The following is a 25,014-nucleotide window of genomic DNA, read 5'->3' on the forward strand; positions in this document are numbered from 1 at the left end:
GTTTTAACTATGGCATTATTTTTACAACCCGTTTTTAAAGACAGAATTTGGGGCGGTCATGCATTAAAAGCATTTAACTATGATATCCCTAATGAAACAACTGGTGAATGCTGGGCAATTTCTGCACATCCAAATGGTCCTAATACAATTATCAATGGTCCATACAAGGATATGACCCTAGATCAACTTTGGTCACAACATCGTGAATTATTCGATAATGATTCACGAGATAGTTTCCCTCTGCTAACTAAAGTATTAGATGCCAATGATAAATTATCTGTTCAAGTTCACCCAGATGATGACTACGCTTTAAAACACGAAGGCGAACTAGGTAAAACAGAATGTTGGTATATTTTAGATGCAGCCCCAGGTGCTGAAATTATATATGGCGTACATGCACATAATAAACAGACGTTAATAGACATGATTGATAATCATGAATTTGACAGTCTTTTCAAACGTATACCTGTTAAGCCCGGTGACTTTTATTATGTTCCTGCTGGCACTGTCCATGCCATTGGTTCGGGTATTTTAATTTTAGAGACACAACAATCCTCCGATACGACATACCGTATTTATGACTATGATAGACGAGATCAAAATGGTCAATTGCGTGATTTGCACTTAGAGCAAAGTAAAGATGTGATTGAATTAGGCAATCATGAACCAAATACTACTCCTATAACAACTCACATCGACACACACACTGTAACTCAATTTGTAGATAATCAATATTTTGCAGTATATAAATGGGATATTCATGGAGATTTAAAATTCAATAAACCACATGCTTATTGCTTAGTTACAATTATCGATGGTACTGGTACTTTAACAGTAAACGATAAGCACTATGACATCCAAAAAGGTTCTAGCTTTATTTTAACTACGGAAGACGAGGATATTCACTTTGTCGGTAATATTAGTGCTATAGTAAGTCATCCTGGATAATAGCAATGATAACAACCGTCCCATAAAAGACAGAAATTACTATCTCTTCTGTCTAAAAACATAAAAATCCACACATTAAGGAGCTATAACCCTAATGTGTGGATTTAATTTTTATTCTGTAACGTTACTTTGGTCAACTTTTTCAGATACGCGCTTCATCAATGGATCTGTTACAGGTTTTAAAATTAAACCTACAACGAAGAATCCTATACCAAATAACGTTAATATAATTAATTTTGTAATTAGGATTTCCGGAACAATACCGCCTACTGTTTCACGTAATGAATCAATTGCATACGTAAATGGTAAGTATGGCGAAATGTTTTGGAAAAATTGTGGCGTAGTTTGAATTGGGAATGTTCCCCCACCACCTGCAATTTGTAATACAAGCAATACGATTGCAATGGCTTTACCTGGGTTACCAAGTAATGATACGCACGTATATACGATTGAGTTGAAAATAATCGAACAGAAAATCGTTATAAGTACAAATAATACAGGTGACTCAACTCCTGCTTTTAGGATTAACAAATCTCCAACCGATACAATGAGTGCTTGCAACATACCAAGCATTATAAAGAATCCTGCCTTACCTAAGAACACTTGTCTTGTCGTTAAGACTGACTCTAGACTCTTATGTTTATTATCAACCGTTAATAAACTTACCATCAAGAGTGCACCTACCCATACTGACAGTGCAGTATAGAATGGTGTCATACCTGAACCATAATCCTTAACTGGGAAAACATCAACAGTCTTCTTATTAATAGGATTTGCAATAATACCCGCTTGCTTTTTCAAATCATTCTTAAGTGTGTCGATTAATTTGTCGACTGCATCATCTTTGTCTAATTTCTTGAAAATTTTATTCGCTTTTTTCAAATCTTTTTCAACATCAGGCAATTTATTTTGAGAAAAATCAGCTAAATCTGATAAAGCCTTTTTCGCTTGTGGCTGATTTTTATTTAGTAATCCTACCGCTTGATCATAACCATTTAATAACGTTGGTAAATTTTTATTCACACTTGCTGTCGCATTAGTTAATCGCTGTTCTAACTGTGGTAAGTCATTGCGCACAAAGTTAGCAGCTTTAGCTACATCACTTTTCACTTTCGGGAAGTTTGCTTGAGCATTTTTAACAGCACTAATGTATTGTTGTTCAATACTTGGTAATACTGTTTGTAAGCGATCAATACGTGTTTTACCATTTTTTAAAATAGCTTGTCCACTGTTAATGACTTGATCAATTGTATTTAATTTAGACTGAACATTGGATAATGCAGTTTGCCCTTTGTTCAATTCATCCATAATACGTTGTGATATTGATACTAAAGAGCTGTTAAGATCTTTTTTAACATAATCTCTAAATGATGATAATGATGAATCTAGTTTTGAAAGTTGATCTAGTAATTTAGTAGCTTCAGCAGTTCCTGAACTACCATTCTTTAATGCATTGCTTAATTGATTAACTAACCTTAATGATTCATTAATTCGATTATTAGCTGCTTTTACCTTATCAATTTCTTTTGATAAATCAACATTTTCATTCTTCTCAATCTCTTTTAATGTATCGATAAATTGTTGATTATATTGCGTTGTGTATTCTAAACCGGACTTAACATTATCTAAAGACTCTCTAAAATCAGAAGGCTTGTCCGATGCTAAAATCCCATACGAAATATTACGTAATGCCTGACTATCTTTTTGTGCGGCTTTCGCTTGGGTATCTAAATTATTTGATAATGATAATAAAGAGCCCGTTAATGCCGCTTCCATTGATTTAACATCTTTATCTGTAATGTTTTGTGTGTTCTCGTTAGCTGTGCTGACTTGTGTTGTTGTTATATCTACAAAACTTTGACCATCTTTTTTCCCGCTTGTACTTTGTGGTGTAGTCGATACAGGCGCATTATTACTATTTGGTGCGGTATTTTGCGTAACATTATTATTTGGTGCAGTATCGCCACTTGGTGCACTTGGTGGCGTTGATGCTACACCATTACCAGCTGCAGGTGCACTATTTGATGTTTCGTTGTTCGCCGCGCTATTTTGAGGAATCTGTTGCTGGTTTCTTCGATTTAAATCTTGCGCGCGTCGAATTGCATCTTGATAATCACCGACTCTACTTCTAACTTGTGTGACGAAGCCTTTGGCATCATTTAACTGTCCATTAGCTTGATCAATACCTTGACTCGCAATGTTAAGTCCTTGATTAATTTTAGGGAACTGCGCTGGCACGTCATCAGCTGCAAAATTTAACGCTTTTTCAATTTTCGGCATATAATTATTTAAAGCTAATATCAACTTAGCCTTTTCATTAAGTTGCGGAATAGCACCATTGACTTCGTTTAATTTTTTCTGAGCATCTAAAATATCACCTTTATAATTTCCTAGTTTTCTAAAATCATTGGCATATTTATCTAAATCCGCTTGGTGGTTATTCAAATATACAATTTTATTCGCAAAGTCATTAATCTTAGGTAAAGCTTTATCTGCTGAATATACCGCATTTTTTATCTTGTTAATTGTCGGCACATTTTCTTCAATAGTTAAACCTGCTTTGTTAGCTTCTTCTAATAATGCTCGAGTTACTGTTTTATTAAATTGTTCATTCGCTTTTTCAACGACAACTGACGAACCAGTATCTGTTAGCTTAGACGCAACAGCGTTAATCTTCTGATTCACCTTAAATTCTACATCTGCTTTTTGAGGCTGCTTACGTAGTGTCCCTGTAATTTCATGTGTAAACTTAGATGGGATGTAAATACCTGCAAAATATTTACCCATTTTTATCTCATGATCAGCTTTCTCTCTACTTACAAACTGCCAATCAAAACTTTTATTTTTCTTGAGTGTATTAACCATCGTATTACCGACATTAACTTTTTTCCCTCTGATTGTGTCGCCTTTATCTTCATTAACGACTGCGACCTTGATGTGTCCCGTGTTGCCATATGGATCCCACATTGCCCATAAGTTAAACCAAGCGTAGAACGATGGCAAAATAGCTAAGCCTGCTAAGATAATCCACACAGCTGGCGTCTTAGCTACTTTCTTCAGATCCATTTTAAATAATTTAAATGCGTTCTTCATTGTCACACTCCTATGTAGGAATTATTCATATTTTTTATATATTTTTTGTAAATTAATTTATTTTTGCGTTGTGAATTAGTATAATCAATTTACTGGAAGATATTTAGTCGATTGATACCTATCAACTATTTTCAGCATACGATAAATTATAACAAATCATAGTTTATTATCACACTTAATTATTATATTTTTCAAGGGAGAATACGAAATATGCCTAAAAATAAAATTTTAATTTATTTGCTATCAACTACGCTCGTATTACCTACTTTAGTTTCACCTACCGCTTATGCTGATACACCTCAAAAAGATACTACAGCTAAGACAACATCTCATGATTCAAAAAAATCTAATGACGATGAAACTTCTAAGGATACTACAAGTAAAGATATTGATAAAGCAGACAAAAATAATACAAGTAACCAAGACAATAACGACAAAAAATTTAAAACTATAGACGACAGCACTTCAGACTCTAACAATATCATTGATTTTATTTATAAGAATTTACCACAAACCAATATAAACCAATTGCTAACCAAAAATAAATACGATGATAATTACTCATTAACAACTTTAATCCAAAACTTATTCAATTTAAATTCGGATATTTCTGATTACGAACAACCTCGTAATGGCGAAAAGTCAACAAATGATTCGAATAAAAACAGTGACAATAGCATCAAAAATGACACTGATACGCAATCATCTAAACAAGATAAAGCAGACAATCAAAAAGCACCTAAATCAAACAATACAAAACCAAGTACATCTAATAAGCAACCAAATTCGCCAAAGCCAACACAACCTAATCAATCAAATAGTCAACCAGCAAGTGACGATAAAGCAAATCAAAAATCTTCATCGAAAGATAATCAATCAATGTCAGATTCGGCTTTAGACTCTATTTTGGATCAATACAGTGAAGATGCAAAGAAAACACAAAAAGATTATGCATCTCAATCTAAAAAAGACAAAAATGAAAAATCTAATACAAAGAATCCACAGTTACCAACACAAGATGAATTGAAACATAAATCTAAACCTGCTCAATCATTCAATAACGATGTTAATCAAAAGGATACACGTGCAACATCATTATTCGAAACAGATCCTAGTATATCTAACAATGATGATAGCGGACAATTTAACGTTGTTGACTCAAAAGATACACGTCAATTTGTCAAATCAATTGCTAAAGATGCACATCGCATTGGTCAAGATAACGATATTTATGCGTCTGTCATGATTGCCCAAGCAATCTTAGAATCTGACTCAGGTCGTAGTGCTTTAGCTAAGTCACCAAACCATAATTTATTCGGTATCAAAGGTGCTTTTGAAGGGAATTCTGTTCCTTTTAACACATTAGAAGCTGATGGTAATCAATTGTATAGTATTAATGCTGGATTCCGAAAATATCCAAGCACGAAAGAATCACTAAAAGATTACTCTGACCTTATTAAAAATGGTATTGATGGCAATCGAACAATTTATAAACCAACATGGAAATCGGAAGCCGATTCTTATAAAGATGCAACATCACACTTATCTAAAACATATGCTACAGATCCAAACTATGCTAAGAAATTAAACAGTATTATTAAACACTATCAATTAACTCAGTTTGACGATGAACGCATGCCAGATTTAGATAAATATGAACGTTCTATCAAGGATTATGATGATTCATCAGATGAATTCAAACCTTTCCGTGAGGTATCTGATAGTATGCCATATCCACATGGCCAATGTACTTGGTACGTATATAACCGTATGAAACAATTTGGTACATCTATCTCAGGTGATTTAGGTGATGCACATAATTGGAATAATCGAGCTCAATACCGTGATTATCAAGTAAGTCATACACCAAAACGTCATGCTGCTGTTGTATTTGAGGCTGGACAATTTGGTGCAGATCAACATTACGGTCATGTAGCATTTGTTGAAAAAGTTAACAGTGATGGTTCTATCGTTATTTCAGAATCCAATGTTAAAGGATTAGGTATCATTTCTCATAGAACTATCAACGCAGCTGCCGCTGAAGAATTATCATATATTACAGGTAAATAAGTATTATATTAAACCCGTAAAATTTATAAGTATAAACAAGGAGTTCGGACTTAAACATATTTCTGTTCATAAGTCCGATTTCTTATTCAATTAAACCCGAGGCATTCAGTTCGAACGCCTCGGGTCGTTTTATATAAATATATTATTTTATGTTCAAATGTTCCTCATCATATCCGTTTCAATTGCCATCTCACACATTTTATAAATATGAGCAAATGTACTTATTCTCAAACATTACTGCCGAGCTTTAATTGACGTTATATTAACTATAAACTACTTTTCCATGACTCTACGGATTCAATGTCACATGAGCGTGATAAAATTTGTTCAATAATAAAGTCATGTTTATCATCTGATCTATCACCAACAGCATCTTCTAAAACAGTAATATAATAGTCTTTATCTACACTTTCTAATGCCGTGCTCAATACAGCTCCACTTGTAGAGACACCCGTTAATACTAAATGATTAATATCATTTGCACGTAAATAAACTTCCAAGTAACTACCTGTAAATGCGCTAAAGCGTCGCTTAGAAATAATCGGCTCATCTTCTAGTGGTGCTAAATCTTCAAGTATTCGTGTAGATGCATCTGCTTCAGTAATCGCATATCCTTGAGCTTTAATTGTTGAAAACACTTTATTACTCGAGGAGACATCATTAAAATGCTTATCTAACACTAAACGTATGAAAATGACTGGTATTCGATGTTGTCTTGCTGCTTCAATTGCTCTCTGATTCGCTTTAATAATATTTTTTATTCTAGGTACACTACTCGCTATACCTTCTTGCATATCCAAAACTAATAGCGCCGTTTTTCGAGACATCTTCATTCTCCTTTACTTGTGTAGTTCTAAGTCGTTAAATTCATTATAACGTTAAAATGATGGACAATCTATTCATTGCATTTTGCATATACTTCACAATAAATTAAGGGGAAATAAGACGTCTTATATACTTAAAAAAATATATAGATGCTCTTCCCCCAATATAATTATGCTTTATTTTTCAACTTATTGCGTCGTGATAACCAAATCATTAGTACACCCATTGCACCAACAATTACAGATATCGGCAACCAATGTTCTTTTATCGTTTCCCCCGCTTTAGGCAAAGATACATTACCATCAGCATTTAATAATCCACTTAACAATCCATTACCTTTACCAAGTGTTAACGTCTTTTCTGGCTTTGGTGTGGGTATATCTGGAATACTGTCTAATAAATCTGATCCTTGATTCATTAAATTTGCTAACTTATTTAAATCTGTCGTTTTCCCATTTTTATTCAATCGATCTAGTAAACTTGGACGATTTACTATTGGTGATAAAATATAATCTATATCTTTTTTCGTTTGATTGAGTCTCTTTTGTAAATTCAATAAATCATCCGCTTTACCATTCAATGCCGATTTAACTAAATTAAAAATTTTATTTTGATCTGTTTCTATTTTAGTAATTAAATCTGCCAGTAATTTTGCCTTTTGTCTTTCTATACGTGTTGCTAAAATCGTTTCAATTGCTTGTTTTTTATCTTTGGCATTATTCAAAATTGCTTTTAATATATCATCTGAAGACGTGTCGCCAGTTGATGCAAAATGTTTCTTCAATTGGTCAACGATTTGGCGATTTGATAATCCTTTATTCGTCCAATCTTTAGCCAATTTATCTGCTTCAGCTTTTCCTAATTTCGTTTGTAAAATTTGAGAAATCAATAGCGACTTATCTTGTGATTGATCAATCAATGACGTTAATAAATCATCACTCGTTGTCAGAGATAATTGATCAATATGACGAGTAATTTGATCTGCAATTTGTTGATCTGTTTTACCATCAACACGTATATCTTTTAGAATTTTAACTGCCTCGTCTTTATTAAATATACTTTCTAAAATGCTTTGTGTAGCATACTTTTTATCATCAGTACGTGCAAGTTCTTCCAAAATAATATTTCGTTGACTTTTTATACGCTCTTTCGTCTTATTTACTTCGCTCATTAAGTCTGATTTTTGATTTTTAGGAAGTTGCGTATTTGCAATACGTTGATCTAAAGATTGTAACGTATTCAGTTTATGATATGTGTAATGTTGCGTTGAGGCATTACTTTTAGCTAATTTTTCAATCATAGCATGATTAATTTTATCGCTTCCTTGTAATTTATCAGTGAGTCGATTACTATGGCTTTGATTCTCTTCATTTGAAAGGAATTTATTTAACACAACATGTCCAGAACCATCATTATTTGGCGTTTTAGCTACTTCATGATTATTATCTGTTGTAGACACTGCTGGATCTTCCGATGTATCTTTCGATGCATCTTTCGATTTGTGTATTTGCTGATTCAAATGGTCTAGGTCTTCTAACGCCTTATTTACCATTGCTTCATCATTTTTATCATCTTTTTCTCCATGTTTTGTTGTAGCCGTTTGTGACATATCATTTTTCATTGCATTAAGATCGTCCTCGCCACTTTGTTGACCCCTATCAACATTTGAAGAAACCTCATTTAAATCTTTAAGCAATTGATCTAATTTACTGTCTATATCACTTTGACCGTTCATTTCAGTGTGAGAACTTTTATTGTCTTTGCTATCCAACTCATTAGCTCGTTTTATGATTTCATCTATTTGCGATGCTGTTTTCGCTTCATTTAGTTGTGCTTTATAATGTTCTTTAGATGAAGCCGATAACTGTTTTAATTGCTCAATTTGACGAATTGCCTTGTCAACTTTGTCTAATAAATCTTGCTTAGATAATATCTCTTTTGTAATTTCAGTATCCTTTTCAGATGCAGCTTGGGCATCGTACGGCAAGATATTCGTTAAAATGATACTTGTCGCCATCATTGTCGAACACGATAACTTTACATATAATTGAAACGGTTTCCCTCGATATTTAGCCATCAACATACTCCTTCCTCACTTACTTCCTTCAAAGAATTACATACTATTATATACCTGTTTACAAGAAATTTACACTTATCTATCTAGTTATTGTTGTTAGTAATTATCTACTTATTACTTAGCTTATATTTAAGTAAACAAAACAAGCATGACGTAATATCATATTGTCCATGTCGCTAACATCATATTACGTCAAATCTTTTATATTAAATGATGTTTTATTTTAGACTGCTTTTTCCTTTTAGCTTTCGAGCGCCTGTTTAAAAACTTGCTCGAATTGTTCACGCGAGATTTCGTGTGCATGTGCTTTTTGTGCTAATAAAGCATCTCGAAACTGTTGTTGATCTTTCAAACTTTCTAACATTTGTATTAATTGGTCTTTACTTTCCATTGTTATCTCATCATTATGCTCAAATAAGTGCTCTGATAATGTTACTTTAGCATGGTGTGCGGTTTGACGATAACCTAAAATCAACAACTCATAGTCAAACGCTTGTTCCACCGCATTTAAAATTTCATTACCCTCATTGATATCAAGATAAATATCACATAACTGGTATAGTTCATTTACCCTGTCAATATTAATAGATGGGTATAAATGCACATTAGCATATTGATCAAGTTGCATTAGCTTATCAGACATCTCTGTAATAGCAGCGATGTGAAACTTAAAATCTGGTAAAGTTTCAACCAATACCTTGATGTTACGAAGTTGATCCGAGTTAGTTAATATTACAATTTCTTTAGTATATCTATTACGACTACGATAGTTATATAGATATCCGCCTTGTAAAATACGAGATTGAACCTTTGCGTCTGCTATATTGAGCATCGTTTCATATTCGTTTTTATCTGGAATAATAATATTACAATGTCGTTTCATATCACCTTTACACATCAATTGCATATTTCCCGGGACATTACCATTACAGTGTTCTTGCCATACCAAAACATCACTACCTTTTGATGGCAAATTATATAACACTGAAAATGGTAGGGCTAGTGAGTTAATAACGAAATGATGTTCCGTAATTTCAAGTTGCTTGATAAAAAATAATACGAATGCGAGCTTTGAAGGGAAAAAGTAAGACTTCCCTTGCCAATCCAATATGACATCAGATGTTACAAAATTTTCATAAATCACTTCTTTACCTTCTGCTGTCATATATTTCTTCAAGATCGCTTTACGATTTAAATCGTAAACAGTTTGTGCAAATTTAATACCATTCTTAGAATAATAATCGACAAATCGGACACGTTGTTGGTCATCAAACCATTCGACACGACTAACAATTCTAGGGCGCTCTCCACTTTGATAAAATATTTTGCCTCGTAGACGTCCCATATCATTAATTGTAGCCGAATTGTTGTTACCTTTAATTTCCCAAAAAGCTGGTACAGTAACCTGATTAAAAAATCGTGGTTTCATATTTTCTGTATTATGATTATCTGCAAAAAATTGATACGGTGATATAACATCGTCCGGTAAAAAGCCATTGTCATTGAGTACAATTGTTAAATCTTCTTCCAACTTACTGGCTTTAAAAGACTCATATAACTTTCGTGAATGATCGTTAAAGTAATCAAATAATTTAATCATGTAGCACCTCTTGAACTAATGTTTCCCATTTTAAAATAATATCTTGAGTCATAAATTGCTGTGCCACTTCATAAGAGATGTCATGTGGTGTCTGGGGACCATTGTTAAAATACATTACAATGGCATGAGCTAGTTTTGCGATAACATCATCCACACTATCTTCGTCGGTATCAAAAGGTACCAAGTAGCCATTTTCCCCATCTCGAATAAAGGTTGGGTTACCATAATTCACATTTAATCCAATCATACCTAGTCCTGAGCCTACCGCTTCCATTAGTGTTAACCCAAAACCTTCGCTAGTTGATGCAGAAAGAAATAACTCATAATCATTATAAATTTCATCAAGTTTAACATGCCCTAGTAAACGAATATAATCTTGTGCGCGGTGTGTATCAATAATTTTACGCAGTCGCGTCTTCTCGCTACCTTCTCCATAAATATCAAATGTTAATTCTGGCACTTGTCGTTTAGCCACGATAACCGCTTTGACAAGCCAATCAATATGTTTCTCATTCGCTAAACGAGATGCACTAATCATCGCATATGGCTTTCTTGATAATGTTGGATATGATAATGCATCAATGCTTCCCACAGGAATAGTATAAACACGTGGGCGATAACCTTGATATTGCTCAAATTGTCGACAAACCATATGATTTTGAATATCTGTTGCTGTAATAAAGAAATCAATGTATTTAGCTTTTGAAAATTGATATTCATAATAATTGTTCCATAGTATATGCTGCTCACTCATCATATTATTACTATAATGATCAGCATGAATCACAACACCAACTTTACTATCACCTTTATGCTGCAAAACAGCCTGACCAATATCAGAAGCGCGGTCTAATATGACAATATCGTCTCGGGTTAAATTCAATCGTTGTAAAAAGTATGCAATAAATTCCGTTTTGTTATACAACACCGCATCTTCAAACACATATATAGAGCTGTCTCCATCAATATATTCGTTATAAGCGATGGAACCATCTTGATTATAAAATTGTCGCATATATAATTTCGCTTTATTATCAGCTGGTGCATAATACTCAGAAAATATGCGCGTATAACTATAAAAATCTTTACGTACTAACATACTATTAATTACAAATTCTGCACGATCCACAATATCTTTTTGTTCATTTTGCAGATAACATGTTACAAATGATGATTTCCCATTAAAATATAGGCGGACTATCTTACCATTTCTTTCTCTAAAACTAATGTCATGACCAAGCTCACGTTCAATGTCATCTAACGTGTACGTTGTTGGTGCTAAAGAAATATCACTAAAATACTGATACAACCAAATAACTTCTTGATCTTTAAACCCAATGTTTTGCGTTAATGTCTGTATGTTCTCTGACTGTATAAAATCTAAAAACACAAATTTAGTGTCTTGATTTGTACGTCTCAATAATTTAGCACGGTAAGCTTGTGCATATTCAACACCGCTACTCGCCCAGCCTATACCAAAGTTTATATTATATATTGTCATGCGCTACCCCTTTTCATTTATGGAAAATGTATAACTGGCATACCCTCTTTATCAAATGTAATCATGCTTTGACAAATATTTTTCACCATTCTTTTTTTGATATTTCGTGTCATAACTTCAAATGAATCTAAGGCAACTCTATGGTATTCAAAAATAGCGTTACGTTGCCCATTTTGTCGTTGATTAACGCTTGCTTTTAATTGTTGTAAATAGTCGACTTGTTCTAACCAACATGAATCAATTGCTTTCAAAAAGACTTTTTGAACGAAAATATTATAATAATATGCACTTTGCATGTTTTTACGATTCAAAGCTAATTGCTTTTCAAATTGCTCTAATAAAAATGTCACTACTGCTTGCTTATCTTTAAAATTAACACAAGCCACATCTTTATTAAATTGGAAACTTAAATTTTGATAAATATACTCGACAACACGCGATTTTGTTAGCACCTTTTCCTCATTTACAAACATTTCAAATACATCTTTAGCTAACGCTTTAAAATCTTGATTCTCAGCATCATCTATTTCTAAAACTCGATTGCGTTCCTCGTATACAAGATCTCGCTGTATACTAATGCTTTTTTCAAATTCATTAGCCATTTCACGAGCTTTAACCCCTTGTTCTTCCGAGATACGCTGCGCTTTAACTACAATTTGCTTAACTTTGCGATTAAACAAATTACTTTGCGATAATCGTTGTGCATCTAATGAATATAATTGATTATTTTCCGCTAAATTACTATCGCTCCATCGCTTAACTAAATAATCATCTAGTGAAATATATATACAAGATGATCCCGGATCCCCTTGTCTACCAGAACGACCACGTAATTGCCTGTCTACACGGCTATTTTCCATATGTTCATGAATAATAACAGCTAATCCACCTAATGCTTCGACACCTTCACCAAGTTTAATATCTGTGCCTCGACCTGCCATACTAGTCGCAACAGTCATGGAACCAATTTGCCCTGCTTCAGCTATCATCTGCGCTTCTTTTGCAACATTTTGCGCAATGAGTAAATTATTAGGAATATCCATTTGGAATAATACTTTCGAAAAGTATTCAGCCGCTTCAGCAGTTCTCGTTATGAGTAAAACCGGTCGCCCCGTTTCATGAAGTTCAACTATATCATGAATCATCGCGATGTTTTTCTCATCAACTGAACGAAACACTTTATCTGGTTCATCGATACGTTGAATCGCTTTATCAGTTGGTACTTGTACGACTATTTTTGAATACAAATCAAAGAACTCTGATTCGCCTAATTTTCCTGTAGCTGTCATACCTGAAAATGATTCAAAAAGTTTAAATAAATTCTGGAAGGTAATTGTTGCCATAACACTTTTATCTGTTGAAACCTCCATACCTTCTTTCGCTTCAATAGCTTGGTGAAGTCCAGCTTGCAACTTAGTTCCCGGTAACATACGACCTGTAATACGGTCAATTAAAACAATATCACCATTATATACAAAGTAATCGACATTAGATTCAAACAAATATTGTGCGCGCAGTGCTAAATTAATATTACGCACTAGGACCATCGCTTGTTCGCTATATAAATCTTCAACATTAAAGTATGATTGTGCCGCTTCAATACCTTGATTTAACAGCCATATTTCTTTTTTGGTCTTCTTCATTTTAAAATGCACGTCTTCAATCAATGTATCTACAAACTCTTTCACAATATGAAATAGATTTGATTGTAATCTTGGTGCACCCGAAATAACTAATGGTGTTTGAGCAGCATCTAAAATGATTGAATCCACTTCATCAATAATACCGTAATTTAATTGTGGTAAAAATTTCCCTTCCGCACTATCAGCCAAATTATCAATTAAATAATCAAAACCGAGACGTCCATTAGTTGTATATATAATATCATGTTCATATATATTACGTTTTTCCCCTTTTTGATACTCATAATCCACAATATCAACAAAACCTAATGAAGCAGTTAAACCTAACCATTCATATAATGGTTGCATCTCTTCAAAATCTCGCTTCGCTAAATAATCATTCGTTGTAATTAAATATGTTCCTTTTCCCGAAAGAGCATTTAAATATAAAGGCATCGTTGCCGTTAATGTTTTACCTTCGCCTGTTTGCATCTCCGCAATGTTACCTTCATGCAATACAATCGCTCCGATTAACTGAACTTCTTTAGGATACATACCTAATACTCTCCAGCTCGCTTCACGTGCCACTGCATAAGCTTCAGGTAACAATGTATCTAGTGTATCAACTCCTGATGCTAAACGTTCTTTAAATTCTATTGTCTTTTGTTTTAACGCATCATCAGAATATGATTTAACTTCATCGCTCCATGTATTGATGCGTTTCACTATTTTTCTAATCGACTTTAGTCTTAATTCGTTTATCGTAACATCTAGTTTATGTTTCATTTACTTCCCCACCATTCAGTTTCGATACATCTAAGTAATCTAAAAATCGTACTGGATTCATTAAACGTGACATATAATTTAGATGTTTGTCTTGCTCTTCTTTAAAATAAACCTCGACATTTGTATCTTTTAGTTCATGATTTCCTGGGACATGTTCTGTAAGCCATCCTTTTAAATCATCATCTTCATGGCTTGTACGATACACTTTGCAACCCAAATGCTGAGCGACATAAGTTGCAAAAACATTTGACTTTGACCCATAACTAATCAAATTAATAGCCTTTAGGGTATCTTGACTTTGCAAATCATTCTTTAGTTGCTTAATATTTCCCTCGATATTGTCGTCCATCCAACGTTCAACGAGCCAAACATGACCAAACAGTTTCAAAAAATCATTCGAAATAGTTGGATAGGTGTCAGATGGTTCTGCAATAATGACATTGATCATATCATTTCCATATTGGTCATCGCCTATCTTCGTCACCCGCATGCTTTTATACTCTAAATCATCTTGATGCGTCATCTCTGTGATTGTTAAACATCTAAATATAAGACTCGTCGATGCTGCATTCATCATTTTTATTTTATAAGCATAGGCTTCATCAGGATATTGAATCGTAATACTATTTGACTTTACAATCTCAGTACTTAGTTTTGTGCCATTTTTATTATAAAAAATGATGATAAAATACACTGAACCAGCAGGCGTTGCATCAAAATCAAAATGCAATTTATAATGCTGTCCTCTACGCAAAATTGGTAAACTTGGCGCACTTTTATATTTTGAAAATTGCTTTAACATCAACCACTCATGAATCGGTAATCCAGAGGGCATCAAAGGATTTATAAAAGTCACTTCACCATTTGAAAATGATACTTTAGAGCCATACATAAATGTAGTTTGTGAAATATAATTCCAAGTAACTTTAAATGTTTTGTTTTTCAGCATGTTGAACTCTCCCAAACTTGTCTTCCAAAATAATGTTGTAAAAATTAACAAACCAACTTGCAATGGTAGGTGAATCATCATTATGTCGCCCAGGAATACTGCGATTCATCACTCTTGCTTGGTGTGCTGTCAATACAGGTAATAGCTCTTGAAATGCATGTGGATCATAATCATCATGTTGCATATATGCTATGGCAAAAACAGTTTGTGACAATGATTTCTTTTGAAATGTTTGCCAAAATTTTTGATTTAATGCCTGTATCGACGCTTGAGATGTATCACCTTCATTAGACACCAGGACGTCTAATGCTGTACCGAACTCTTCTGGTCTAAGTAATCGCATATGTTCAGCAATCGTTCCAATATTAACAAGTGGTTTACCAACAATAATTGCCTGAGGATTTAACTGAGCACCATAATACAAGGCACCAAATGAACCCATAGATAAACCAGATAATATTAATTCATGTGATTTAAAATTCAGCTTTTCTAATGTCTCGTCAATAACATTGATAATACCTTGTTCATATTCAGATGAACCGATATAAAAACTACCACCTTCAACACGAGGATCGCCGATAAGTAAAAACGGTGCATTCATACGTTTCATCATATAATATCCTTCGAAACCTTCCGCTGTTCGATAACCACTAAAATATACGTTTAGTGGCGGTTTCATATCACCAGGGTGGAAATAATAAATAAATTCCTGTCGTTGACTATCTACGAAACGACTACCACCAAGTAAAAATTGACCCATGTCTAATCTAGACCATCGTTTGTGTATAGGTCCTAAATGTACCGTCCCGTTCCCACGCGCCTTAACAGTTACACTTATATAAGCATCAAATGGTTTCGCAGGTATCTCTAAAGGACTGTCTAACATATCATCAGTCAATACGATTTGTTCAATTAATGCACCATCAGCGCCAGTCTGAATCAATCTAAATGTATATTGCAACTCGACCGCACCATCAATATCAAATTCTGGCCATATTTGAATGACTTTATCTTTATCGTAAACGAGATTATTTTGCCAAGATGCGATAGGTTTAAATTCTTTCCCAAATTCTCCACTCAATGTGAGCTCTGAATTACCTTGGTAAACGACATCTCCTTTAAAATTCGGATGCACAAGTGCTAACTTAGGAGAAACCTTATCTCCATACTGTCCTGAGAAGCTAACTGCCTCTAATTTATTATTACGTTCTTCAATATTCCGGTAATGTAATGGTTGAACAACGTATTTTTGGACATTTTCGTCTTGTTCATATTCAACTGACCAAAATGATTCATCAACATACGTATTGTATGGTTCGCTTATCATTTGTAATAAATTCGTTAATGTCTCCGAGTATGGTGCTTGAATATAGATAAAATCAAAGCGCCCTTCTGCTTCAACAATCGCTTCAATAGCCTCTACATAACCACTATCAAATTCAAACAATCCAATATCGAAGTAATCCCAACTCACACCTTTTTTGTGTTGAAAAATAGGTTCTAAATCGTCTCCTCCAATTTGCAAAACTCTAAATTTACGTGGCATCATTTTCACCTTCTATTAACTCATCGAGCTGATTAATAATATTCTTAGAAGCATATGCATCTATTAATTTTAAAGAATAGGCGTACGCATAATTCCAATTTTTCAAATAAAATAAATAATAATTTAACGCATCATCTAATTCATCAACTGTATTTATAATACGGCCATTGTCATAATCAGAGACGTAATCTGTTTGTTGACCATTAATTTGTGGAATCCCAGCGCTAATTGCACTAATTTGTAAATACAAGTCAGGTTCTTTTGACATATCTATCACAAGTCGCAACGTCCGCAATGCTTCTACAACATCATGTTCAGCATGTATCGTCTTAACAGCAATGATGTCATCTTGATCTTCAGGTGTCATTAATGCTGAAACATTAACATCCGCATTCTGTTTAGCTTGGTATTCCTCATTTACCGACGTAATACATTCACGAAGCCACATCGGTATGTCATTTTGATGGCGCGATAATAAAATTAAACGGTAATAATCTTCCTGTGCGATATAATCCACAAGTCGTTGCATCATTTGTTGCAAATCAGCGTCACTCATACCATCTATCCATACACCTATAAATGTTTCCATCAATTGACTACTTATATTAGGTGATTGTCTCGTTTCAAATGGTGTGATTCGAATCATTGTATTCTCCCGCTGATACTTCTCTTGATGACTAATTAAATCACGTTCTAGTTGCACACTATCAACAATTAAATGGGCATTCTTTACGATAGATTGATATTCCTCATCTGACACAGTTTCATTTCTATTTTTAAAAAATGAATAACTTAATGATTTCGCTGGAATATGATTGGCTATTTGTCGATTGTGCCTAGCATCTGAAGCCACAATCACATGATCATCTTCATGTATTTGTTGTGCAATCATTGCTTGAAATTTTTCTTCAATTAGTTGAGCCATATTGTTATATTCTGTTTGTTGATAGTGATGTTGATATCTTTTTGAAACAGTGACTCTGCCATTTTTCAAATCTTCATGAAGTACACAATCTCCATTAATCGTTAAATATTCTTGGTAAGAAGCCTCTCCCTGATCATCAAAATAACGTATCGCTGATAAATAACCTCTGTCATCAAAAATATAACGCCGTTGTAACTGATCTCTTTCAAATTCTTCAAACCAAATTGAATACCCTTCTTGACTAAAATAAATATTTGTATAGGTCTGTTCACTCGTCACACATTTTAATAAATACGGTGTGTACACAAACTCAACATCATCCGGCCATTTTAAGTGATGATAATTAATCGCTTGTGGCGCATGGTGACTGAATCCTTGAATTTCATCAAACACAGACGAATACTTTGTCTCATATAAGTCATATCGATGTAAAAATGTTCTTAAATTTGGTGCATGATTGAGAACAATCAGTTGATAATCTAAGTCATTTTCAAGGTGCATTCCCATTAAACTAATCATATCGTCAAATTCCGTCTTATTTTGTAGTTGATAATACGGCACAGTCGTGTCTTGCCACCATCGTTGGTCATCGTACCAAGCTGGAATAAAGTATTTCATAATTACCTCCTTACCAATACTGGTTTAAAAATGGCTTATATTTATCAAAATATAAATATGTACGAATTGTTTCTGCAATATTAATACTGATGTAAACTAATACAATCAGTTGTACTGAGAAATAAATTTCAGTAGATAAATGCGGTACAAACAATGTGAAATAAAGCGGTATACCAATAATGACTGTAACTAATGCCAATCCAAACCAACATACGCGTCGTGCTTGATAATTTAAATAACGTTCTGTATCCTTACCAGGTTTAACTCCTGAAAAATAATTGCCACTCTTTAAGAAATCTTTGGATTTTTGTTTAGTATTGATTAAAAATCTCGATAAAAAATAACCCAATAACATTTGAATCACTAAATATACTGAAATACCTACTGGACTATCAAATGTCAGCATTGGCATGTCATCTGATATGCTTTTATTAAACATAGATAAAATAAAATGAATGCCACTTTTTAAGAAAACAAAAGCTGAAATACTCATCATTAAAGTAATACTGCCTGCAGGGTTAACTTTCCAAGATAAATAAGATTTCATATTTGTTGCGGAAACGTTCATTAAATCGATATATGGTATTCTCACTTCTACTAATTCAATAAATAATAAGATAAACAATGTGATTATCACAAGGATGATTAACAACGCAATCACAATATGACTTGCATCTATATATTCCATTTTTTGATGCATCATTGATTTAATAATACTAACCATTACAATCGGCATTGGTCCTGCGATGCCGTAGCGACTATTTTTGTCAGCTAACCAAACTAATAACATCGTTCCAGTAACCAAAATCAATATTGTTAAGTAAATATTGTCTTGATGAACACGTTCTTTCGAAACATATTCATGAATCACAAAATAACTTTGAATAACACTTAAAATTAATGTTAAGATGCGCTCTTTATAATGCTTCTCAAGACTTGTTTGTTTCATGTATTTATCCATATTCCGATAAGAAATCAGCATCAAGATAATCATTGATGTTAACCACGGACCTAATCCTAAAGTGAAAATGTTTAAAGTATTAACGTCTCCACCCATATTAGAAATAGCTATTTTAAAAAATGACTCATGTTTTACTTGCATATCGTTATAGGAAACGATGGAAATGTTTGTGCCTAATATGTAAATAAACAAGATAAAACATGTGTATAGCATACGTTTATATATAATTTTATATTCGTATTGTTGTAAAAGTTTTAACATGTTGCACCTCTTTTATATCAAAAACATTAAAAAGACTAAGGGTTCATCACTAATTATTAAAATCCTATATCGATTTTTCTAGTGATTGGTGCCTCAGTCTTTTTAATTTTAGCCAGCTATAAATTCAATTTATGCTTGAGAATCATCTTGATCATTTTCATCTTTCTTTTTCTTTCTCTTCATTAAACCTAAACCAACTAATAATGTCATAACGCCACCTAGTAATCCATTTTGTTTTATTGAGTCACCTGTATCTGGCAATCTTTTTTCACTTTGTGCTGGCGTGCCATTATGTTTAGTCACTTCAGATGTTGCACTTAATGTAGACTGAGATTCACTCGTGCTCGTTGTTGCTTCACTTGATAAGCGAGATGTGCTCGTGCTGTGAGTATGATGCATACTCATTGAGTCTGACGGATGCATTGAGTTAGATTCAGATGTACTTGTTGAGCCGGACATACTTGTTGATGTCGAGTCAGAAATGCTTTGTGAACCAGACATAGATGTACTCAGTGATTCGGATGTGCTTGTCGAATCGCTTAGTGACGTTGATGTCGATGTTGATTCACTTTGGCTTGTTGACTGACTTGTATATGTTGATGTGCTTTGTGAATCGGATTCGCTCGTGCTTGTACTTGTTGAGTTTGAGGCACTTTGGCTTGCTGAGTTTGAGTCTACTCCGCTTTGATTCATTGAGGCACTTAGTGACAATGATGTACTCGTTGAGTCAGACAAACTTGTACTCGTTGACGTACTTGTACTTCCTGATGTTGATTGGGACATACTTATGCTCATTGATGTTGAATCGGATTTACTTTCACTTGATGATGTTGAGTCGGATTCACTTTCACTTGTAGAACCACTTAATGATGTGGATGTACTAATGGAATCAGATTTACTTGTACTGATTGAATCACTTGTCGACATTGATGTACTTAATGAATCAGACTTACTATCACTTGTGGAATCACTTATTGATGTTGACAAACTTGTAGAGTCAGACAAACTTGTACTCGTTGACGTACTCAGTGATGTTGAAACACTCTCGCTCTTAGACGTTGACGTTGATTCACTGTTACTTGTCGATGTTGAAATGGACGCACTACCACTTGTTGAATTACTTAATGATGTTGATGTGCTACCAGATTCTGATGTACTGTCTGATAATGACGTACTCTCACTTGTCGAACTACTCACTGACTCTGATGTTGATTCAGACGTACTTTCACTTAATGATTCACTTAAAAAGGCAGATGCACTTTGTGATTCTGAATCGCTAGTACTATTTGATTCACTTAATGATATAGACGTGCTCTCTGAAGCAGATATTGCTTCACTTATAGAGTCGCTCGTTGACGTTGATTCACTTATTGAATCAGACTCTGATGTACTTAAGCTTGTGGAATCACTCATAGATGTTGATGTACGTTCTGAATTACTTGTACTTAACGATGTCGAAGTACTTACCGAACCAGATGTGCTCGTAGAAGCACTTTGTGATATTGATTCACTTGATGCAGTTGATGCTGATTTGCTATCACTCGTTGAATCACTAAACGACGTTGATATGCTCATTGAATCGGATTGACTTGCACTCATTGAACCAGACGTACTTTGTGATTCCGAAGTACGTACTGAAGCACTTGTCGACGTTGATGTACTTGTTGAACCTGATTGACTAGTACTTTGTGATAATGACTTACTATCAGAATCAGATGTACTTTGTGAATCACTTAATGATTCTGATGTACTACCTGACTGAGACGTGCTCATTGAACTACTTACAGACATTGATTTACTGTCTGATGCAGATAATGACCCACTTGTACTGATAGAGTCACTTACTATCTCTGAAGTACTCATCGAGTCTGATGTACTTGTTGAGACACTTTGTGATGCTGCTATGCTTAGTGATCCAGAAACAGAACCACTTATGCTCGTCGAATCGCTCAATGATTCTGATGTACTCATCGATTTTGAATCACTTGTACTTAATGATATTGATGTACTTTGTGAATCTGATTTGCTTGTTGACGCACTTTGAGAGTTGGCTATGCTATTTGAAATACTGATAGAGTCCGAGGTGCTAGCTGACTCGCTCAATGATGTTGATGTACTAATTGCATTCGATGTACTGTCACTTAATGATGCTGATGTACTAGACGACCCTGATATACTCGTTGATAAGCTTTGTGACTTAGACAAGCTTCCTGATGTACTCATACTTAATGAGTCACTGAGTGATGTTGATGTACGCAATGAATCAGATGTACTTGTTGATAGACTTTCGGATTTTTCAGTACTGCTAGAGTTCGAAATAGAATCGCTTAATGATGTTGATTTACTAACTGAACCTGACATGCTTGATGATACACTTTGTGAATCCACTAAACTTGTGCTTGTTGAGCTTGATACACTATTACTTTCAGATGTGCTTAATGACTTAGATGCACTCACAGAATCAGATAGGCTTACACTTGTCGATTTCGAGGTACTAGCTGATGTAGATACCACAATCGATCCTGATGTGCTCGTTGATGCACTTTGTGAGTCAGCTTTACTTGTTGACACACTTTGGGATTGTTGTGTACTTCCTGATGTTGATACGGAATCACTCATGCTATTTCTTGTTACTTCATATTTAAAAGTTGTTGTCGTTTTGTTACCGCTCGCATCTGTAGAAACGATTGTTATAGTACTTGTACCAATGTTTGTTGGTGTACCACTAATGGTATTATTTGTACTATCGAATGTTAGTCCAGATGGCAATCCAGTCACTGTATTCGTCACCGCATTTCCACTGTTGTCCTGCGTAGCAATTTTAATTGGGGATATTGGTGAATACACTTCTGATGATTGATCTCCTATTGGTGTCACTGTTGGTGCTGTCGTATCCACAACATTTATTGTAAAAGCTGTCGTCGATTTATTATTTGCTTGGTCAGTAGACACAACTGTCACTGTTGATTGACCAATTTTCGTAGGTGTCCCAATGATTGAATTAGTTGCACTATCATAACTTAATCCGCTTGGTAATCCTGTAACTGTATTTGTCACAGTCCCAGTACCATTATCCGTTGTAGTCAACACAACAGGATTCATTGTTTTACCCACTTCAGTAGTTTGATTGCCTACAGTTACAGTTGGTGCTTTCACATCAGTAAAGTAATATGTTACAGATTGTCCAGCATTCGTCATTTTTACAGTTTTATTAGTATCGTTATAAGTTGATGCATACGAACTATCTACCGATGTATAGTTATATCCTTTAGCAGACATTGCTGATTGTTGATTGTCAATTGTTACTACTTGGTCAACATTTCCTGAATATGTTTTTGGGGGAATAATATCTTTACCTGTTGTTACATCAACGTATCTCACTTGTGTAACAGCAGATTCTGTATATTCGAATGTTCCAAATTGTACTTGTTGTAAATTTGTCGCGCCACCTGTTGAGGCTGTCATTGATAATGAAAAGTTGGTCGTACCACTTTTTGCAATCCAATCTGAAATATTACGTGTCCATGTTTGACCTGCATATTTGACAGTCATAACCTTTGTATCACCATTATAGTTAATATCAAAATCTTGGAACGTGTTATTTGTTGGTTGAACATTTAACTTCGCAGCGTTATCAGCTGTTGAATTTGATGTGTACGTTGTCGCAACGCCATAACTATCTGTTGTAACAAAGGCACCAAACGCACCACCACCAGCTACATTAGATGGGTCTGCATTCGCTTTTGCTGCTGAATTTGGTTTAGATGTATTGTGATACGTATCTAATTTGAAACCGAATGCATTACTCAAACCACCGATACCTACTGCGGCACCGTTTAACCCTGTTTCACCTAATACACCTGGTGAAAAGGCAAAACCGATACCATCTCCACCATTTCCATGCCCTTCATATTTGTTACCTAAATTTACTTTTCCAGAAAAATGAAAACTCTTATTAGAGTCAATACGTGTTCCTAATGTAATGGCACCTTTTTGACTTGTTGTATCTTGCGTTAACGTTACGACCCCTGTACTTTGGTCATAAGTGGCATTACCTGACGTTGTCATATATTGTTTTAAGTTATCTTTATTAACTGTAATTGTATTAGCAGTTAATGCGGTTGTCGTCGCTGCTGACGCAAATGTTGACATAGCTAAGCGACTGAAAGTTCGAAGTTTTACTGGTGCGGTGCTAGTTGACGTTGTGCTAGTTTTGTTTAAGTTGGCTGAAGATGGCGTTGTGCTTTGTGAAGTGTTATTTGATGCAGTACTTTGATTTGTTGATATATTAATTGGTTGTTCTGTACTTGAAGTTGAAGCTACAGATTTAGTATCAGAACTTGATGTAGTATTCTTTGAGGATGTTGATTCTGATGTAGATGTTAATTTTTCTTGTTGATTGCTTGTACTATTAGTTGTCGAAGTGACATTTTCAGACTTTTCACTTGAGACTGTGTCACTATTTGATGTTTGTACCGAACTACTATTTTTCGTTACGCTTGTGGAATCGGCTGTTGATGTTGATGCTTCGATTGTCGTTGAGTTTTGATTACCTACTGTTTCACTTTGTGTGTTTAATTCAGAAGTTAATGGTGCATCAGAAGCCGCAAAAGCTTGCTGGTCATGTAACATGTTTACCGTGAATGCACCACCAATAACCGCCGTAGTTTTCAGTCCGTATCCCGTCATTTTTTTACTAATGCTTTGATTATCTTGACTCACTAAACTATGACTAATAAATGGTAGCCCCATAATTTTGAACATTTCTATTTCTTTAATTCCGGATTTTACCCAATTTTTTCCAGATTTATAAAGTCTTACTCTTGTTTTTTCGTTTGCTAAGCTGTCATGAAATGCTTTCTGTCTTTTACTCATGTAATAACTCCTTGTATTATCTTTACATTCATTAGATTATAATATATGCCACTATTCAATTTAATACAACTCTTTTTTGATACAAAAATACTCATTTTGTTAAAATTTGTAAAAATTCATTTTTATTCGTCTAAATGTAATCGTTTTCATATTTTTAAAATTACTTTTTCTCGTTTATGCGTATAATCTTTTTTTATATAAATTTGGCTAATTGGCTTTATGTTTAATCATTATAATTGTTTCGTTTTTAAAATAATTATTGTATTAATATATCTATATCATCCACCTTTTATTTATAAATAGTTAATTTACAACTAAACGATAAATATTATATGCAAAATACATCTTTAATATTAA

At 34.1% G+C, this 25,014-nt stretch carries 13 protein-coding genes; 2 read left to right on the forward strand and 11 right to left on the reverse strand.

The window, feature by feature from the left end:
- The first annotated feature begins 9 nt into the window (after positions 1 to 9).
- On the forward strand, positions 10 to 948 hold the full coding sequence (gene manA / locus IDG63_RS01875; RefSeq protein WP_001173201.1) for a mannose-6-phosphate isomerase, class I: 939 nt from the start codon (positions 10 to 12) through the stop codon (positions 946 to 948).
- Positions 949 to 1,059: 111 nt separating this feature from the next.
- Here the strand turns inward: manA and IDG63_RS01880 are convergent, their stop codons facing one another.
- Positions 1,060 to 4,041: a YhgE/Pip domain-containing protein gene (locus IDG63_RS01880; protein ID WP_000785109.1), complete on the reverse strand. Its 2,982-nt coding sequence runs from the start codon at positions 4,039 to 4,041 to the stop codon at positions 1,060 to 1,062.
- Between the two features lie 210 nt (positions 4,042 to 4,251).
- Here IDG63_RS01880 and IDG63_RS01885 point away from each other — a divergent pair, with 210 nt between their 5' ends.
- The gene (locus IDG63_RS01885) at positions 4,252 to 6,111 is read left to right on the forward strand and encodes an amidase domain-containing protein (RefSeq protein ID WP_001125611.1); all 1,860 of its coding nucleotides are present in this window, start codon (positions 4,252 to 4,254) and stop codon (positions 6,109 to 6,111) included.
- Between the two features lie 266 nt (positions 6,112 to 6,377).
- Here IDG63_RS01885 and IDG63_RS01890 read toward each other — a convergent pair whose 3' ends face one another.
- From IDG63_RS01890 to IDG63_RS01935, 10 genes are all read right to left on the reverse strand, one after another.
- Complete coding sequence (locus IDG63_RS01890; protein ID WP_000088195.1) at positions 6,378 to 6,938, reverse strand: cysteine hydrolase family protein; 561 nt, start codon at positions 6,936 to 6,938, stop codon at positions 6,378 to 6,380.
- Positions 6,939 to 7,105: 167 nt separating this feature from the next.
- Positions 7,106 to 9,013, reverse strand: a complete 1,908-nt coding sequence (gene sasF, locus IDG63_RS01895) for a cell-wall-anchored protein SasF (RefSeq protein WP_001151900.1) — start codon at positions 9,011 to 9,013, stop codon at positions 7,106 to 7,108.
- Between the two features lie 241 nt (positions 9,014 to 9,254).
- Positions 9,255 to 10,613, reverse strand: coding sequence for an accessory Sec system glycosylation chaperone GtfB (gene gtfB, locus IDG63_RS01900; RefSeq protein ID WP_000593155.1), 1,359 nt, complete (start codon positions 10,611 to 10,613; stop codon positions 9,255 to 9,257).
- Positions 10,606 to 12,114 (reverse strand): accessory Sec system glycosyltransferase GtfA, encoded by a 1,509-nt coding sequence (gene gtfA / locus IDG63_RS01905; protein WP_000158433.1) that lies wholly within the window; start codon positions 12,112 to 12,114, stop codon positions 10,606 to 10,608. Before gtfA ends, gtfB begins: the two co-directional genes overlap by 8 nt.
- A gap of 17 nt (positions 12,115 to 12,131) precedes the next feature.
- The gene (gene secA2, locus IDG63_RS01910; protein WP_000680947.1) at positions 12,132 to 14,522 is read right to left on the reverse strand and encodes an accessory Sec system translocase SecA2; all 2,391 of its coding nucleotides are present in this window, start codon (positions 14,520 to 14,522) and stop codon (positions 12,132 to 12,134) included.
- Positions 14,512 to 15,471 (reverse strand): accessory Sec system protein Asp3, encoded by a 960-nt coding sequence (gene asp3 / locus IDG63_RS01915; RefSeq protein ID WP_000916731.1) that lies wholly within the window; start codon positions 15,469 to 15,471, stop codon positions 14,512 to 14,514. The genes secA2 and asp3 overlap by 11 nt, the downstream gene beginning before the upstream one ends.
- Positions 15,449 to 17,017, reverse strand: a complete 1,569-nt coding sequence (gene asp2 / locus IDG63_RS01920) for an accessory Sec system protein Asp2 (protein ID WP_001137474.1) — start codon at positions 17,015 to 17,017, stop codon at positions 15,449 to 15,451. The genes asp3 and asp2 overlap by 23 nt, the downstream gene beginning before the upstream one ends.
- The gene (asp1, locus tag IDG63_RS01925) at positions 17,007 to 18,560 is read right to left on the reverse strand and encodes an accessory Sec system protein Asp1 (RefSeq protein WP_000873197.1); all 1,554 of its coding nucleotides are present in this window, start codon (positions 18,558 to 18,560) and stop codon (positions 17,007 to 17,009) included. Before asp1 ends, asp2 begins: the two co-directional genes overlap by 11 nt.
- A gap of 10 nt (positions 18,561 to 18,570) precedes the next feature.
- The gene (gene secY2 / locus IDG63_RS01930; RefSeq protein ID WP_000916119.1) at positions 18,571 to 19,782 is read right to left on the reverse strand and encodes an accessory Sec system protein translocase subunit SecY2; all 1,212 of its coding nucleotides are present in this window, start codon (positions 19,780 to 19,782) and stop codon (positions 18,571 to 18,573) included.
- A 129-nt stretch (positions 19,783 to 19,911) separates the two neighbouring features.
- A complete protein-coding gene (locus IDG63_RS01935; protein ID WP_086095910.1) occupies positions 19,912 to 24,657 on the reverse strand; it encodes a lectin-like domain-containing protein in 4,746 nt (1,581 codons plus the stop codon).
- Positions 24,658 to 25,014 lie beyond the last annotated feature (357 nt).

Source organism: Staphylococcus sp. EG-SA-14, from assembly GCF_017151935.1.
GTDB classification, from domain to species: Bacteria; Bacillota; Bacilli; order Staphylococcales; family Staphylococcaceae; genus Staphylococcus; species Staphylococcus aureus.